The sequence below is a fragment of the Streptomyces sp. SID3343 genome (assembly GCF_009865215.1).
In the GTDB taxonomy this organism is placed as follows: domain Bacteria; phylum Actinomycetota; class Actinomycetes; order Streptomycetales; family Streptomycetaceae; genus Embleya.
Genome location: NZ_WWJX01001515.1, coordinates 19660 through 36022 on the forward strand (window position 1 = coordinate 19660; position 16363 = coordinate 36022).

At 70.4% G+C, this 16363-nt stretch carries 11 protein-coding genes and 1 pseudogene; 7 read left to right on the top strand and 5 right to left on the bottom strand.

Translation table 11 applies throughout. The features are described 5' to 3' along the window. Positions 1–25 precede the first annotated feature (25 nt). The gene (locus GT354_RS47805; protein WP_161364114.1) at positions 26–958 is read left to right on the top strand and encodes an SGNH/GDSL hydrolase family protein; all 933 of its coding nucleotides are present in this window, start codon (positions 26–28) and stop codon (positions 956–958) included. 95 nt (positions 959–1053) lie between these two features. Then, positions 1054–3147 carry an ATP-dependent DNA helicase gene (locus tag GT354_RS47810; RefSeq protein ID WP_161364116.1) on the top strand — a complete coding sequence of 698 codons (2094 nt, stop codon included), beginning with the start codon at positions 1054–1056 and terminating at the stop codon, positions 3145–3147. A 104-nt stretch (positions 3148–3251) separates the two neighbouring features. Here GT354_RS47810 and lexA read toward each other — a convergent pair whose 3' ends face one another. Next, positions 3252–3908: a transcriptional repressor LexA gene (lexA, locus tag GT354_RS47815; protein ID WP_237536179.1), complete on the bottom strand. Its 657-nt coding sequence runs from the start codon at positions 3906–3908 to the stop codon at positions 3252–3254. A gap of 744 nt (positions 3909–4652) precedes the next feature. Between lexA and nrdR the strand changes: the two genes are divergently transcribed. Together nrdR and GT354_RS47825 are read left to right on the top strand one after the other, a co-directional pair. Further along, positions 4653–5147, top strand: coding sequence for a transcriptional regulator NrdR (gene nrdR, locus GT354_RS47820; protein ID WP_161364118.1), 495 nt, complete (start codon positions 4653–4655; stop codon positions 5145–5147). A 107-nt stretch (positions 5148–5254) separates the two neighbouring features. Next, positions 5255–8104 carry a vitamin B12-dependent ribonucleotide reductase gene (locus tag GT354_RS47825; RefSeq protein WP_161364121.1) on the top strand — a complete coding sequence of 950 codons (2850 nt, stop codon included), beginning with the start codon at positions 5255–5257 and terminating at the stop codon, positions 8102–8104. A gap of 120 nt (positions 8105–8224) precedes the next feature. Here the strand turns inward: GT354_RS47825 and def are convergent, their stop codons facing one another. From def to GT354_RS47840, 3 genes are all read right to left on the bottom strand, one after another. Further along, a complete protein-coding gene (gene def, locus GT354_RS47830; RefSeq protein ID WP_161364124.1) occupies positions 8225–8902 on the bottom strand; it encodes a peptide deformylase in 678 nt (225 codons plus the stop codon). A 55-nt stretch (positions 8903–8957) separates the two neighbouring features. Next, positions 8958–10577 (bottom strand): hypothetical protein, encoded by a 1620-nt coding sequence (locus tag GT354_RS47835; protein WP_161364126.1) that lies wholly within the window; start codon positions 10575–10577, stop codon positions 8958–8960. 178 nt (positions 10578–10755) lie between these two features. Next, positions 10756–11301: a hypothetical protein gene (locus GT354_RS47840; RefSeq protein ID WP_161364128.1), complete on the bottom strand. Its 546-nt coding sequence runs from the start codon at positions 11299–11301 to the stop codon at positions 10756–10758. Between the two features lie 490 nt (positions 11302–11791). Between GT354_RS47840 and GT354_RS47845 the strand changes: the two genes are divergently transcribed. Next, positions 11792–12379, top strand: a complete 588-nt coding sequence (locus GT354_RS47845; RefSeq protein ID WP_161364130.1) for a TIGR00730 family Rossman fold protein — start codon at positions 11792–11794, stop codon at positions 12377–12379. A 72-nt stretch (positions 12380–12451) separates the two neighbouring features. Here the strand turns inward: GT354_RS47845 and GT354_RS47850 are convergent, their stop codons facing one another. After that, on the bottom strand, positions 12452–14050 hold the full coding sequence (locus tag GT354_RS47850) for a hypothetical protein (RefSeq protein ID WP_161364132.1): 1599 nt from the start codon (positions 14048–14050) through the stop codon (positions 12452–12454). Positions 14051–14312: 262 nt separating this feature from the next. On the opposite strand from GT354_RS47850, the gene GT354_RS47855 reads away from it, so the two are divergent. Together GT354_RS47855 and GT354_RS47860 are read left to right on the top strand one after the other, a co-directional pair. Continuing rightward, positions 14313–14837: a helix-turn-helix domain-containing protein gene (locus GT354_RS47855; protein ID WP_161364134.1), complete on the top strand. Its 525-nt coding sequence runs from the start codon at positions 14313–14315 to the stop codon at positions 14835–14837. 104 nt (positions 14838–14941) lie between these two features. Further along, a pseudogene (locus tag GT354_RS47860) lies at positions 14942–16363 on the top strand (hypothetical protein); the annotation flags it as partial.

Genomic DNA, 16363 nt, shown 5'->3' on the forward strand with positions numbered 1-16363 from the left:
TGGTTCGACCGGGAGGACGGCACACGTGCGTACAACTCGCAGGGTGACGGCGGCGCTCGCCGCGTTGACGGCACTGGTCGCGCTGTCCGCGTGCTCCGACGACTCCGGGGGCAAGGACAAGGACACCAAGGCCGGCGTCGACGGCGCGCCGAAGCCGGCCGCCGCGGCCCCGGGGGGCAGTGGCACGAAGTACGTGGCGCTCGGCGACTCGTACGCGGCGGGCGTGAAGATCCCCGCGATCGTGCCCACCGCGCCCAAGGGGTGCAGCCGCTCGGAGAGCAACTACGCGCACCTGGTCGCCAGGCAAAAGCAGATCACCGACCTGGTCGACGCGACCTGTGGCGGGGCCAGGACCCCGGACATGACGGTGGGTCAGCAGACCGAGGGCGCGCCGCCGCCGCAGTTCGACGCGCTGCGCCCGGACACCACGCTGGTGACACTGGGCGTCGGCGGCAACGACATCGGCTTCGGCGAGATCGTCACCACGTGCGTGCTCTCCAGTGGCAACAAGGCGTCGGCGCAGCCGTGCACCGACAAGTACACGGCGGGCGGCGCGGACCAACTCGCGCAGCGGATAGCCGACACCGGGCCCAAGGTCGCCGCGAACATCGCCGGAGTCAAGCAGCACTCGCCCAAGGCGCGAATCCTGGTCGTCGGTTACCCCTCGATCCTGCCGGACAGCGGCTCGTGCCCCGCGCAGGTGCCCATCGCCGAGGGCGACCTGCCGTATCTGCGCAAGATCGTGCCCGCCCTCAACGGCATGCTCGCGAAGGAGGCGGCCGAGCAGGGCGCCGAGTTCGTCGACACCTACACGCCCACGCTCGGCCACGACGTGTGCCAACCGGTCGGCACCAAGTACATCGAGGGCATCAAGCCGGAATCGCCCGGGGCTCCCGTGCACCCCAACGCACTGGGCCAGGAGGCCATGTCCAAGGCGGTGTTGGCGAAGCTGGGCTGAGCGCCGGGACACCGGCCCGGGCCCGCCTCGACGGGGCGGGACCAGCCGCCCGGCTGGTAAGAGGTGTCGGTGGGACCATCTAGGCTTGACGACCGATGAGCGACTCCGACCACCCCGCGCTGACCGAACTGCTGCACGCCGCCGTGACCGCCGTCGGCGGCGCCGAGCGACCCGGACAGGTCCTGATGGCCGAGGCCGTCACCGGCGCGGTCGCCCGCGCGGAACACCTCCTGGTCCAGGCCGGCACCGGCACCGGCAAGTCCCTGGCCTACCTCGTGCCCGCGCTCGCCGCGCGCCGCCACGTCGTGGTCGCGACCGCGACGCTCGCGTTGCAGCGCCAACTCGTGGAGCGCGACCTGCCGCGCACGGTGGAGGCGCTGCGCCCGCTGCTGCGCCGCACGCCCACGTTCGCGACGCTCAAGGGCCGCAGCAACTACCTGTGCCTGCATCGCCTCAACGACGGGCCGCCCGACGAGGGCGAGGTGCTGTTCGACCCGGCGCCGAGCAGCAAGCTCGGCCAGGACGTGGTGCGCCTTCGCGACTGGGCCGACGACACCGAGACGGGCGACCGCGACGACCTCAGCCCGGGCGTCAACGACAAGGCGTGGGCGCAGGTCTCGGTTTCCTCGCGCGAGTGTCTGGGCGCGTCGCGCTGCGCGTACGGCGACGAGTGCTTCGCCGAGGCCGCGCGGGAGAAGGCCAAGCAGGCCGACCTGGTGATCACCAACCACGCGCTGCTGGCGATCGACGCCTTGGAGGAGGCCCAGATCCTGCCCGAGCACGAGTTGCTCGTCGTCGACGAGGCGCACGAGTTCGCGAGCCGGGCCACCGGGGTGGCCACCGACGAGCTGACCCTGGCTTCGGTGGACCGGGCCGCGCGTCGCGCGGGCAAGCTTGCCAACGAGGGCGCGGTGGACAACCTCGACGCCGCGTCGGAGGCGCTGAAGAAGACGATGGAGGAGCGGTCCTCGGGCCGGCTCCTGGAGGTCGACCCGGACCTGGGCTGGACGGTGGCCGCGCTGCGCGACGCGTGCCGGGGCGTGATCACCTCGCTCGGCGAGGTCCGCGACAAGTCGCTGAGCAACGAGGACGCGGCCCGGCGGCAGGCTTTGGCCTCGGTCGAGCACATCCACGACACGTGCGAGCGGGTGTTGCGCGGGTCGCCGCACGACGTGATCTGGATCGAGCGCAACGACCGGATCGGCGCGTCGCTGCGGGTCGCCCCGATCGCGGTGGCCGGTCTCCTGCGCGAGGCGCTGTTCGGCGAGCGCACGGTCGTGCTGACGTCGGCCACGCTCAAGCTCGGCGGTGATTTTCGCGGCGTCGCGAGCAGTCTGGGGCTCACCCAGGAGGGGCTGCTGACCGACGAGCCCGAGCCCGCCGCGGTGATCGTGTCCGGCCCGGCGGACGAGGACGAGCGTGCCGACTCGGACGAGGGCGACGCCGACGCCGAGGCCGAACTCGCGATGTGGCGGGGCCTGGACGTCGGCTCGCCCTTCGACTACCGCAGGCAGGGCATTCTCTACGTCGCCCGACATCTGCCCCCGCCCGGTCGGGAGGGGATGAGCGCCGACACGCTGGAGGAACTGGCGGAGTTGGTGGAGGCCGCCGGCGGTCGCACGCTCGGGTTGTTCTCGTCGCGGCGGGCGGCGGAGGCGGCCACCGAGGCGCTGCGGGAGCGGTTGGACGTGCCGATCCTGTGCCAGGGGGAGGACTCGCTCGCGGAGTTGCTGCGGCGGTTCGCGGCGGATCCGCGGACGTGCCTGTTCGGCACGCTGTCGCTGTGGCAGGGCGTTGACGTGCCCGGCCCGTCGTGTCAGTTGGTGGTCATGGACCGCATTCCGTTTCCGCGGCCCGACGACCCGCTGATGAGCGCGCGTTCGCAGGCCGTGCAGGACAACGGCGGCAACGGTTTCATGGCGGTGGCGGCCACGCACGCGGCGCTGCTGATGGCGCAGGGCGCGGGTCGGTTGATCCGGGCGACGGACGACCGGGGAGTGGTCGCGGTGCTGGACCCGCGGCTGGCGACGGCTCGCTACGGCGGGTTTTTCAAGGCGTCGATGCCGGCGCTGTGGTACACGGAGGACCGCAATCAGGTTCGCCGTTCACTGGCCGCGATCGACAAGCCGGCCGACTCGGTGTCCGAGGTGGACCCGGCGTCCGACGTCGACCCGAGCGGCGTCGGCTGAGTCCGCGTCCGACGGGATCGGCCCCCGACGAACCACGGGCGGCCGTTCGGCGAGGGCTCGCCGTACGACCGCCCGTGAACGGTATGCCGGTGTCTCCGTCCATCTCAGACCCGTCGCATGACGGCCACGACTCGGCCCAGGATGGTTGCCTCGTCTCCCGGGATGGGCTCGTAGGCGGGGTTGTGCGGCATCAGCCAGCGGTGCCCGTCACGGTGGCGCAGACGCTTGACGGTGGCCTCGCCGTCGAGCATGGCCGCAACGATGTCGCCGTTCTCGGCGACCGGCTGGCGGCGGACCGCGACGTAGTCGCCGTCCATGATCGCGGCCTCGATCATCGAGTCGCCGCTGACCTTGAGCAGGAACACGTCGCCGTCGCCGACGAGCTGGCGGGGCAACGGGAACACGTCCTCGACGGACTGCTCGGCCAGTATCGGACCGCCGGCCGCGATGCGGCCGATCACGGGCACGTAGGACGCGGCCTGCGAGCCGCGTTCGGCGTGCGGACCGGCGGGCGCGAGCGGGCGGCCGCCGTCGGGGGAACGCACCTCGTAGGCGCGCGGTCGGTGCGGATCACGGCGCAAATAGCCCTTGCGTTCGAGGGCCATCAACTGGTGCGCCACGGAAGAAGTGCTGGAGAGGCCGACGGCTTCGCCGATCTCCCGCATGCTCGGCGGATATCCGCGGGTCTCCACGGAGTTGCGGATCACTTCGAGAACTCGCGTCTGGCGCGGCGTCAGCCCCCCCGCCGGACGCCGCGGCAGACCGCCCTGGACCTGCCCGTTCTCGCTGCCCGGCGCGGTTGCCGGGGATGGCACGGTTCCGTTCTGTGTGTGTTTCGCAGACGGTGTTTCGGTGCGGATTCCGGGGTGGATGGCCCCGGTGGCTTCTCCGGTCACGGCTGGCCCTTTCGACGGATTGCTCGCACGTGGAGAACGGTAGTCGGGTTCGAAAGGTTGCGCCAAACACACGTTCGAGTGAATTTAGGCCAATCCGGTGGCGATCAATCGGCGCCCGCTGTAGTAATCGTACATACATTCGAATTCGACCCGGGAAATGGGACCGCTTTCCGCGTCGACGCCGTGCCCGAAGTCTGCCCCAAATGTCGCCCTTGCCGGCCGTGCGCCGCGACGCGCGGCCGGGCGGGTCAATTTTCGCCGGACCCACGCGCGGTGACCTGCGGGGATGACAAGAGGTCACCGCGGGCTCTCCGACGGTCCGCGAGTCGGCTTGCAGCAGTCGGGGCTGCGGTCTACCGTAGCCACTACATCTTGTGGTCGAGGGTGTCGAAGTAGCCCACAAGTTGTGGTTGCCGTATATACCATATTCCCGGAGCGCACCGGTCGGGCCCCCTCGTGGCGGCCCCGGGGCGAGGGCGGCAACCCGCTGGACATGCTTGACCGCGCGCCGAGCGGCGCGCACGACCGACACGCGACGTCGCCCATGGATGGCATGGGTGGCGGCACGGGCCGCACAGCAGTCGTCTCAACGAGGGGGAGAGGGAACGCATGCACTGCCCCTTCTGTCGACGAGCGGACAGCCGCGTCGTGGACAGCCGGACCACCGACGACGGAGCCGCGATCAGGCGCCGTCGTTCGTGCCCCGACTGTGGACGGCGTTTCACCACGATCGAGACCGCGTCGCTCACGGTGATCAAGCGCAGCGGCGTCACCGAGCCGTTCAGTCGGGACAAGGTCATCGCCGGTGTCCGCAAGGCGTGCCAGGGCCGCCCGGTCACCGGTGACGCGCTGGCCCTGCTCGGCCAGCGGGTCGAGGAGGCGGTCCGGGCGACCGGATGCGCCGAGCTGACCACGCACGATGTGGGCCTGACGATATTGGGCCCCCTTCGTGATCTGGACGAGGTCGCCTATCTGCGTTTCGCCTCCGTCTACCGGGCCTTCGAATCCCTGGAGGACTTCGAGGCCGAGGTCGCGCTGCTGCGCGCCGGTCGTGCGGAGTCGGAGGAGCCCGTGAGCGCGGCGGACGGTCCCGCGGCGGACTGACCGCGACCACAAGACATATCAATTCGGTAGCAAACGAACGACGGACCACCCGACGGGCATCCGGGATGCTTCGGCCTGCCCGCGGCGTTGTTCAAAGAGGAGACGGTATGACAGAGACGGCGAGCGGCTCAGCACGAGGTTCAGGTCGGTCACGACCCGGTAAGGGCCTGCGGATCGAGCGCGTGTACACGACCCCCGGCAGCCACCCGTTCGACGAGGTGACCTGGGCGCGTCGTGACGTCGTCATGACCAACTGGCGCGACGGCTCGATCAACTTCGAGCAGCGCGGCGTCGAGTTCCCCGACTCCTGGTCGGTGAACGCGGTCAACATCGTCACGAGCAAGTACTTCCGCGGTGCGGCGGGCTCGCCGCAGCGCGAGTGGAGCCTGAAGCAGCTGATCAACCGGGTCGTCAAGACCTACCGCAAGTCCGGTGAGGAAAACGGCTACTTCGGCTCGCCCGCCGACGCCGAGATCTTCGAGCACGAGCTGGCGTACGCGCTCATGCACCAGATCTTCAGCTTCAACTCGCCGGTCTGGTTCAACGTCGGCACCGCGCAGAAGCAGCAGGTCAGCGCCTGCTTCATCCTGTCGGTCGACGACTCGATGGACTCGATCCTGGACTGGTACAAGGAAGAGGGACTGATCTTCAAGGGTGGCTCGGGCGCCGGCCTGAACCTCTCCCGGATCCGCTCCAGCAAGGAACTCCTCACCTCCGGCGGCAACGCCTCGGGCCCGGTGTCCTTCATGCGCGGCGCGGACGCCTCCGCCGGGACCATCAAGTCGGGCGGCGCCACGCGCCGCGCCGCCAAGATGGTCGTGCTCGACGTCGACCACCCCGACATCGAGGACTTCATCGAGACCAAGGTCAAGGAAGAGGAGAAGATCCGCGCGCTGCGCGACGCGGGCTTCGACATGGACCTCGGCGGCGCGGACATCGCGTCCGTGCAGTACCAGAACGCGAACAACTCGGTCCGCGTCTCGGACGAGTTCATGAACGCGGTCGAGCGCGGCGAGGAGTTCGGCCTGCGCGCCCGCCTGACCGGCGACGTGCTGGAGAAGGTCGACGCCAAGCAGCTCTTCCGCAAGATGGCCGAGGCCGCGTGGGCGTGTGCCGACCCGGGCATCCAGTACGACGACGAGATCAACAAGTGGCACACGTGCCCCGAGTCGGGCCGGATCACCGCGTCCAACCCGTGCTCGGAATACATGCACCTGGACAACTCGTCGTGCAACCTCGCGTCGCTGAACCTGATGAAGTTCCTGCGCGACGACGATTCGTTCGACGCGGTCAACTTCGCCAAGGTCGTCGAGCTGGTCATCACCGCGATGGACATCTCGATCTGCTTCGCCGACTTCCCCACCGAGAAGATCGGTGAGACCACGCGGGCGTTTCGCCAGCTGGGCATCGGCTACGCCAACCTCGGCGCGCTGCTGATGGCGACCGGCCACGCGTACGACAGCGACGGCGGGCGCGCGCTCGCCGGCGCGATCTCGTCGCTGATGACCGGCACCGCGTACCGGCGCTCCGCCGAGCTGGCCGGCATCGTCGGCCCCTACGACGGCTACGCCCGCAACGCGGAGCCGCACAAGCGGGTCATGAAGCAGCACGCCGACGCCAACGCGAGCGGCCTGCGGATGGACGACCTGGACGCTCCCGTGTGGGAGATGGCGACCAAGGCGTGGAAGGACGTCGCCCGGCTCGGCGACAAGCACGGCTTCCGCAACGCCCAGGCCTCGGTGCTCGCCCCGACCGGCACGATCGGCCTGATGATGGACTGCGACACCACCGGTGTCGAGCCCGACCTGGCACTGGTGAAGTTCAAGAAGCTCGTCGGCGGCGGCTCGATGCAGATCGTCAACGGCACGGTCGCGCGTGCCCTGGGCCGGCTCGGCTACCAGCCCGAGCAGGTCGAGGCGATCGTCGAGCACATCGCCGAGCACGGTCACGTCGTGGACGCGCCCGGTCTCAAGACCGAGCACTACGAGGTGTTCGACTGCGCGATGGGCGAGCGCACCATCTCGCCGATGGGCCACGTGCGGATGATGGCGGCGATCCAGCCGTGGATCTCCGGCGCGATCTCCAAGACCGTCAACATGTCCGAGGACGCCACCGTCGAAGAGATCGAGGAGATCTACTTCCAGGGGTGGAAGCTGGGCATCAAGGCGCTCGCGATCTACCGCGACAACTGCAAGGTCGGCCAGCCGCTCTCGGCCGGCAAGGGCGAGAACAAGGGTGGCGCGTCGGTCGCCTCCGCCCCCGCGGTCGTCGAGAAGATCGTCGAGTACCGTCCGGTCCGCAAGCGCCTGCCCAAGGGTCGTCCCGGCATCACGACGTCCTTCTCAGTCGGCGGCGCCGAGGGCTACATGACGGCCAACTCCTACCCGGACGACGGTCTGGGCGAGGTCTTCCTGAAGATGTCCAAGCAGGGCTCGACCCTCGCGGGCATGATGGACGCGTTCTCGATCGCGGTCTCGGTCGGCCTCCAGTACGGCGTGCCGTTGGAGACCTACGTCTCGAAGTTCACCAACATGCGCTTCGAGCCGGCCGGCCTCACCGACGACCCGGACGTGCGGATGGCGCAGTCGATCGTCGACTACATCTTCCGCCGCCTGGCGCTGGACCACCTGCCCTTCGAGACCCGCTCGGCGCTGGGCATCCACTCCGCGGCGGAGCGCACCCGCCACCTGGAGACCGGCTCCTACGAGTCGGAGGAGACCGGCACCGAGGAAGAGGACATGCGCACCCTCGCGCAGTCCGCGCCGGCGGAGGCGACGCACAAGTCGGCCGACCTCAAGCCGGTCCCGGCCGCGGTGCACTCGTCCACGGAGCTCCTGGAGGCCCGTCAGGGCCGCAGCGCGGACGCCCCGCTGTGCTTCTCGTGCGGCATCAAGATGCGCCCCGCCGGCAGCTGCTACGTCTGCGAGGGCTGCGGCTCGACCAGCGGTTGCAGCTGACCCGAGGCGCAGGCGCCTTGAGCGGATGAGCCGATCCGCCAGGGGGCGGGGAGACCGGTGACACCGGCCTCCCCGCCCCCTTCGCGTGCCCGGGCGATCGGCCCGGGCGCCGCCGATCGCTCAGCCCGCGAGTTGCCTGGCCTTCGCGTCGCGCTTGGCGAAGACCTCCTCGCGCATCGCCTCCATCTCCTTGAGCACGTTCTTGCGCTCGCGCTTGGAGAGGCGGTCGATGTACAGGTAGCCGTTGAGGTGGTCCGTCTCGTGCTGGAGGCAACGGGCGAAGTAGCCCTCGCCCTCGACCACGACCGGGTTGCCGTCCCGGTCGACGCCGCGGGCGATCGCGTGGTCGGGCCGGGCCAGGTCCTCGTGCGGGCCGGGGACGGACAGACAGCCCTCGCCCGCCTCCTCCAAGTGCCGCTCGGCAGCCGGGAGTTCGTCCACGACGGGGTTGATCAGGTGTCCGACGTGGCGGTTGCCGTCCTCGTCCACGCAGTCGTACACGAACAGGCGGACGCCGACGTCGACCTGGTTGGCGGCCAGACCCACGCCGTCCGCGACGTACATGGTCAGGAACATGTCGTCGATCAGCGTGTTCAACTCGTCGGTGCCGAACTCGGTGATCTCCGCGCACGGGCGGTGCAGGACCTCTTCGCCGACCACGGTGACGCGCCGGACCTTGCCGCGGGCGGCCTCGGGCGCCATGACGGGGAAGGAATCCACCGGCAGGCCCATCACAAAGATCCGGCCTTCTTCGTGATCGTGGTGATCGTGGCTGGAGTGGTCGTGGTGCTCGGCCATCGGTTTGCTTACCTTTCCACCTGGGCATTAACCCGAATCAGCCTACCTGCCCGGGTCAGGGCAGTACGGCGGAAGCCTTGGCCGTGATGGTCACCTCGCCGGGTTCGGTGACGGTCACCTCGGTCCAGCCGTCCTCGGTCTCGCCGATGCTCGTATTGGGTCGGTCCGCGACGAACCAGCTCGTGCGGTGGATGCGGACGACGAACGTGCCCGCCTGCTGCGCCGACAGGGTGAACCCGCTGGGCGTGATGTCCACGAGCTGGCCGGGGCCCTCCAGGAGCGGGGCCGGGTCGGCCACCTCCCAGATCACCCAGTGCGGGTCGGACCACACCGGCACGAGCCAGTCGGCGCCCGTGCGCAGGATCTCCGCCTCGCGCTTGGCCGACGGATCGAGCGGTACGTCGGGCAGCGCGATGAAGCGCACCCCGGTCTCACGCACCCACCCGTGATATTCGGCCTCGTTCAGGTCGGGGCCGTAGAGCGTCTGGTTGTGCGCGCGGTCGAGCTGGCGTTCCCAGCCGCGAGCGAGCGGCATGTGCTCGGCGACGTACACCGTTTCCCAGTGGCCGCGCGTGAACGGGATCTCGATTCGCCCGACCGGCAGATTGGCGCGCTCCAGGTAGTCGAGCATGCCCGTGTAGTAGCCGGAGTCCTTCGCCGTGCTGTCCTGGTTGTTGAACGCGACGGCCTTGCCGGCCGACGAGAACTGCCACGCGAGCAGCGGGATCGCGAGCAGCACGACCAGGCGGCGGCGGCCGAGCGAGAGCAGTACGACGGCCATCAGCGGTCCGGCGGACAGCTCGCCCAGCCGCGCGACGTTGCCGCCGACCGCGCTGGGGATCAGGAACAGCACGGTCGCCGACAGCGCGTACAGCCACAGGAAGCGCCGGGCGCTGGCCTCGGTGCGCGGCACCAGGGCCAGGCCCACGGCGGCGAACCCCAAAATGGCGGCGAGCCGCCAGAACGGGAACGAGAAGTCGCCGCCGCCGGGGAAGATCAGCGACATCAGCAGGCCGATCACGGCCGGGGCGAGGCTGAAGCGAGTCGCCCAGACCCGCTCGGCGGGCACCCACGCGAGCGCGATCATCAGCAGGAACGCGGCGGCGAGCGGGCTCGCCAGGCCACAGAAACCGGCCGCGACCGCAGCCCACGCGCGATGCCCGGAACGGGCCGCGAGGATGGCGAACAGGCCCGCCGCGACGCCCAGCACGAACGGGGTGCGACCGATCAGGTATTCGATGCTGACGATCACCGCGAACCAGCAGCTGCCGACCCGGCGGGCCAGGTCGCCGCGACCCAGCCGCAGCCGGGCGAACGCCCACGCGGCGGCCACGCACGAGATCGCGGTCAGGGTCCGGGCGCCGATCCCGCCGGCCAGCACCGGAGTGATCACGCTGTAGCCGGGCAACAGGTGCCCGCCATACCACTGGTTGTTCCACAGCACCGCGCCGTGATCGCGCACGAGCCACGCGCGGAAGATCTGCGCCGGCCAGTCGGCGCCGTTGATGTCCATCACGCTCAACAGGCCGACGAGCATCAGCGTGATGACGTAGGGATGCTCCGCGACGAGGACGAGGATCCCGCGCAGGTGTCGCCGCCAGGCGCGCCGGGCGGAGCCGTCGGCGCTCGACTGGGGCTCCCCGAAGGGTATGCGTCCGTCCAGAGCATGTGTCATGACGGCCTAGTTTTTCAGATCGAGGCCGATGGGATGGACGAGGGCGGTGGGGTTGGGCTGCGGATTGTCCGGTCTGTGGCGTCGGATGGCGCAATGTCCACCACCGAAACAGCGAAGGATCGAAAAAATATCCTTCGTTCGGATGACTCGTCACGCGGCGTGTCGGCGTCCCGACCGCTCAGACGGCCGATCCCGGGGCCGGCACCGGCAGGTCGTCCTCGGGGGGCGGCTCCGGCGGATTGGGCAGGCCGGCACGGGCCCGCAGGTCGCGCGGGTCGCGCGGGCCCTCGATCCGCCGGATCACCGACAGAGCGGCGGTGTGGAACGCCTCCAGGAACGCCTGGGCGGTCGACGCCGGCCACTCCGCACGCTGGACGGCGTGCATGTTGTGGTCGGTGTCGCACCAGCAGGCGACCTCGACGGTCGCGGTGACGCTGACGAACGGGCCGTCGAGTTGCCACACGTCCAGGCCCAGTTCCAGCCAGTCGCCGTCGGCTTCGTACAGCAGCAGAGCGGTGCCCAAAATGTGCGGCGAGGGTTCGGGCTCGGGTTCGGGACTCAACGGGTCGGGCTCGTTCCAGAACCATCGCGCGGGGTCGTCGAGCGAGCGGCGCAGATCGAGCGCTTGAGCAGCGGCGACCAGGCGTTCACGGCCGTGGTCGTCGAGATCGGGAAACAGCCGCTCGAACGGGATGTCCGAGGCAGGGCGCTCGGTGGCGGGCACGCGGGCATTCTGCCGTGGCGAGGGGTCTTCCCGTCAACGTCGGGTTGCGTGACGGCGGGGGGACGTGGCCGAATTTGCCCTTTTATGTCGCGACTATGCCGTCGGTATATCGCGCCGGAAGCGATTCATCGACTTCGTTTCGGCACCGGTTCGGAACCGATTTCGAGCGCCGGGCCGGCCGACCGCCGACGTGGTGCGGTGACTTGGCAGAATCCCGTACGTATCGTTCGGGGCCGGTCGATCGACGCGCTTCGGCATGCGTTTTACCGGACCCGATGCTTTGGCGGCCCGGTTGCGGGGGCGTGCTTCGGGCCGCCGATGCCACGGCCGCGGCGCACCGCGGGCCGCGGCGGGTCGGCGACGGCGGGCCGGGCGAACGGTGAGTCGGGCGAGCCGTGGGTCGGGCGAGCGGTGGGTCGGAGAGACCGGAAAGATCTCGCGCGGGACGACCTCGTCGGGGCGGGCTCGGCGGGAAACACAGGAGGCTGTCATGCGGGTAGCGGTGTTCGCGGGTTCGGCGTCAGGCGCGTCTCCCCGGTTCCGGGAGGTCGCCGGCGAGTTGGGGCGGGGCCTGGCGCGGGCCGGTGTGGGGATCGTCTACGGCGGTGGCCACGTGGGCCTGATGGGCGCGGTCGCCGACGCGTGCCTGGCGGCGGGCGGCGAGGTGATCGGCGTGATGCCGCGCTCGCTCGTGGAGCGTGAGATCGCCCACCGTGGCCTGACCGACCTCCAGGTCACCGAGACCATGCACGAGCGCAAGGCCGCCATGGCGGCCCAGGCGGACGCCTTCGTGGCGCTTCCGGGCGGCGCGGGCACGCTGGAGGAGTTGTTCGAGGTGTGGACGTGGCAGCACCTGGCCATCCACACCAAGCCGGTCGCGGTCCTGGAGGTGGACGGCTTCTGGCGCCCGCTCCTGGACGCGCTGGACACGATGACGGCCCACGGGTTCCTCAAGCCCGTGCTGCGCTCGACCCTGCTGGTCGCCCACGACAGCGCGAGCCTGCTCGCCGAGACCGCCGCCTGGCAGCCCCCGGCGCCCAAGTGGGAAGGCGGCCTGGACCCGGTGGTGCGGCCCTGACCGGCGAGGACGCGCTCGGCTCGGCGGTGCTTCCCGGCTTCTCGGCGGTTGCTTCCGGGCGCTTCTCGGCGGTTACTTCTTGGGTTTGAGGAGCTTGGAGTCCAAGGCGGACAGGGTGACCGGACCGGGGCTTTCGACGGTGATCTCGCTCCACTCGTCGGCAGTGGGTTTGATCACCACCCCCGGACGGTCGGCGGTCACCCAGAAGGTCGGGTGGACGCGCGCTATGAACGTGCCGGGGCTGTGCGCGACGAAGGTGAACGCGCTCGGGGTGATCTCGACCAGTTCACCGGGGCCCGACAGCAGTGGGGTCGGGTTCTCGACCTCCCAGATCTGCCAGCGGTCGTCCTTCTCCCGGTAGACCGGCTTGAGCCACGGGACGCCCTTGCGGATCAGTTCGGCCTCGGGGATCGCGGACGGATCGATCGGGATGTCGGGCAGGGCGACGAAGCGCACCCCGGTCTCCATGATCCACGCGCGGTACTCGGCCTCGGTCAGGCCCTTTTGGTAGAGCACCGCGTTGTACTTGCGGTCGAGCTGGCGCTCCCAGCCGCGCGCGAGCGGCATGTGCTCCGCCACGAAGACCGACTCCCAGTGGCCGCGCGTGAACGGGATCTCCACGCGACCCAGCGGGTGGTTGTTCTTCTGGAGGAAGTCGAGCATGCCGGAGTAGTACTGGGCCTTCTCGCCGGGCGAGTCCTTGATGTCGTGGGTGATGGCGATCGCGGCGGACTGGAACTGCCACACCAAAAGCGGCACGGCCAGGATCGCCGCGAGTCGGCGGCGGCCGGCGGACAGCAGCACGACCGCCATCAGCGGCCCCGCGGTCAGCTCGCCCAAGCGCGCGAGGTTGCCGCCCAGGGAGGTCGGCACGAAGAAGAAGACGACCGCGGTGCCGGCGTACAGCCACAGGAACCGCCGGGCGCTCTGCTGTTCCTTGGGCACTATCCACAGCCCCACCGCGGCGAAGGCCAGGATCGGCAGGAAGCGCCACCACGGGAACGGGAACATGCCCTCGTTGGGGAACGCGAGCGCGGCGACGAGCCCGATCGCGGCCGGGGTGAAGACCAGTCGGGTCGGCCACACCCGCTCCCGAGGCACCCACGCGAGCGCGACGAGCATCAGGAACGCCCCGGACAGCGGGCTGGAGAGGCCGCACACGAAGGCGGCGACGCCGGCCCAGATCGGGTGCCTGCGGCGGGCGGCCAGTATCGCCAGCATGCCCGCCGCGACGCCGAGCGCGAACGGGGTCCGGCCGATCAGGTAGTCGACGCTGCACATCACCGCGAACCAACAACCGCCGACCTTGCGGGCGAGTTCGGTCCCGCCGACCCGGAGCTTGTCCCACGCCCACGCGGACGTCACGCACGAGAGCGCGGTGAGCGTGGCGGTACCGATCTTGGACGCGATCAGCGGGGACAGGATGCTGTAGCCGGGGAGCAGATGCCCGCCGTACCACTGGTTGTTCCAGACCACGGTGCCGTGGTCGCGGACCAGCCACGTGCGGAAGTACTGCGCGGGCCAGTCGGGGCCGTTGACCCCGGTGACGATGATCAGGCCGATGAGCCCGACGGTGAGCAGGTACGGCCTGTCGACTATCGCGTTCGCGAGTGCTCGAAAACGACGGCGACCCGCCGGTGCTGCGGGTCGATTCGTCGCTGGGGATTGCACATCGCTCGTCACATGACCCGAGTTTTCCAGACGCGGGCCGCCGCGTCGCCGGCGGGTGTTCCTTTTTGTGGGTTTTGGTATGTTTATTCGTTTTGGTGAACATCCGGGGCGGCGATCGCGCCGACGAGCGCCGCGTCGCCGGGGGCGAGCCCGCGCCGGCGAGGAGCCCCGCCGAGTCGGTTCATGACTGAATCAAGCTCGCTCGGGAACACCTGGTATCGGAGGTTCGATGAACGAACCAACCCGGGGATAAAGTGCGGGTATGGCATTGGGCAAGGACTACGGGCTGCAGGACTGCGCACTCGCGCGAACACTCGAACTCGTCGGCGAACGCTGGACGCTGCTGATCGTGCGGGACGCCTTCTACGGGGTTCGCCGCTACAGCGACTTCCTCGCCCACCTCGACGTACCGCGCGCCGTGCTGTCCGCGCGCCTGCAAGCGCTCGTGGACGCCGGCGTCTTCGTCAAGCACCGCTACCGGCAGTCCCCGCCGCGTGCGGAGTACGTGCTCACCGAGCGCGGGGCGGACCTGTGGCCGATCATCCGCAGCATGGCCACCTGGGGGGAGACGCACGTCCAAAACGGCGTGCCGTGCCGGCTCTACCGGCACGTGGACTGCGGCGGCACGGTCGACCCGAGCGGCAGCTGCGCGGTGTGCGCGGCCCTCGTGGGACCGCGCGACACCGTCGTCGCACCGGGCCCCGGTGCCAACCTGCTGCTGCGCGACGACGCGGTGACCCGCGCGATGCGCACCCCCCACCGGCTGCTCGAACCGCTGTTGCCGTAGCGCCGCTCCCGCCCACCACACCGGTCCGGCGAAGATGCGCCTCGGTCACGCGCCCGCTGCCCTAGGGTCTTGATCCGAACGGGTGAATTCTTCGAGGGAGTCCGATGGGCGCACGAACGGGGCTTCGCGCTCTTGCCGGGGTGACGCTGCTGAGCGTCCTGTACGTCGTGGTCGCGCTGCCCCTGCTCCTGGTGGAGTTCGTGGTCGGCGCGGTCGTGGACGGTACGCGCTTCTTCACGTCCGGCGACGTGGCGCTGTGGTCGCTGGGTGTGGTCTCGCTGGTCGCGCTGCTCGTCGAACTCGCCGGGCCGCGCAGACTGCCGGCCGGACTCGCGGTGGACGAGCGGGAACAGCCGGTGCTGTGGGAACTGGTCCGCGACGTCGCGGACGACCTGCGCGTGCCCGTCCCGGACGGCATCGTGCTCACCGGCGGTCCCGTGTGCGAGTTGCGGGTGGTGCGCCGGCCGGGTACCTGGCTGCGCCGACACCTCGTGCTCGGGACGGTGCTGCCGCACACCCTGACCGGGCGGCGCCTGCGGGTGGTGATCGCGCACGCACTCGGCCACTCGCGTCGGCGGCGGCCGCCGCTCGCGGACCGGATCGCGTGCCACGGCGTGGACGCGGTCGCGGGCTTCGCCGAGATGTGCGCGGGACGCGGCTCGGCGGGCACCGTCACCGCGCGCTTCGCGCGGTTCTACGAGCGCGTGTGCGCTCCCGTCGTGCGCTTCGAGGAACGGGCCGCGGACCGGGCGGCGGCGCGTGCCTACGGCACCGAGGCGCTGATCGACGGGTTGACCGAGCTCGCCGTCGTGCGGCGTGACTGGGCGCTGTTTCGCCGTGAGCGCCTGGATCCGGGGATCGTCGCCGGCTGCGTGCCCGCCGATCCGATCGTCGGATTCCGCGCCTTCCACGCGGCCCGCGTCGACGCCGACCCGGACGCGTCCGACACGGGAGGGCTCACCGAGCGGATCGAGCGACTGCGGGAGCGTCCGCTGGAAGGACGCGAAATCGCGGGTGGCGCGGACGCCGACCTGGGAACACCGCTGCGCGATCCGGTCGGACTGCTCACCCACGTGCGCCCGTACCTGCTGGTCACCGACGACGAAGGGCACGTCGGGCCGCACGGGTTCGCACCTTTGGACGGCCTGGTCACGCTCACCGACGAATTGTTCCTGGGGCACGTCGTGGCCTTCGCGCAGGCCCGCCACGCGGCGGCGCTGGCGATTTCCGCGCGGCGCGTCGGCGTGGAGTATCCGGTCACCCTCGGCGGCGTGCTCGCGCTGTTGGCCGAGGGACGCGGCGACGCCCTGGTCGCCGAGCACGGGCCGGACACCGGGATCGGCCTCACCGCCCTCCTGGGCTGCGCGTGGGCCGACTCCGGACACGGCCGCCTGCACGCGGCCTGGGACGGTGGAATCACCGTCTTCGACCACGACGGGCAGGAACGGGACCCGGCCGCCGCGGCCGAGACCGCCCTCGCCGGGGCCGACGGCGCCGCGCGAGTGCGCGATCGGTTGCGCGCGGCC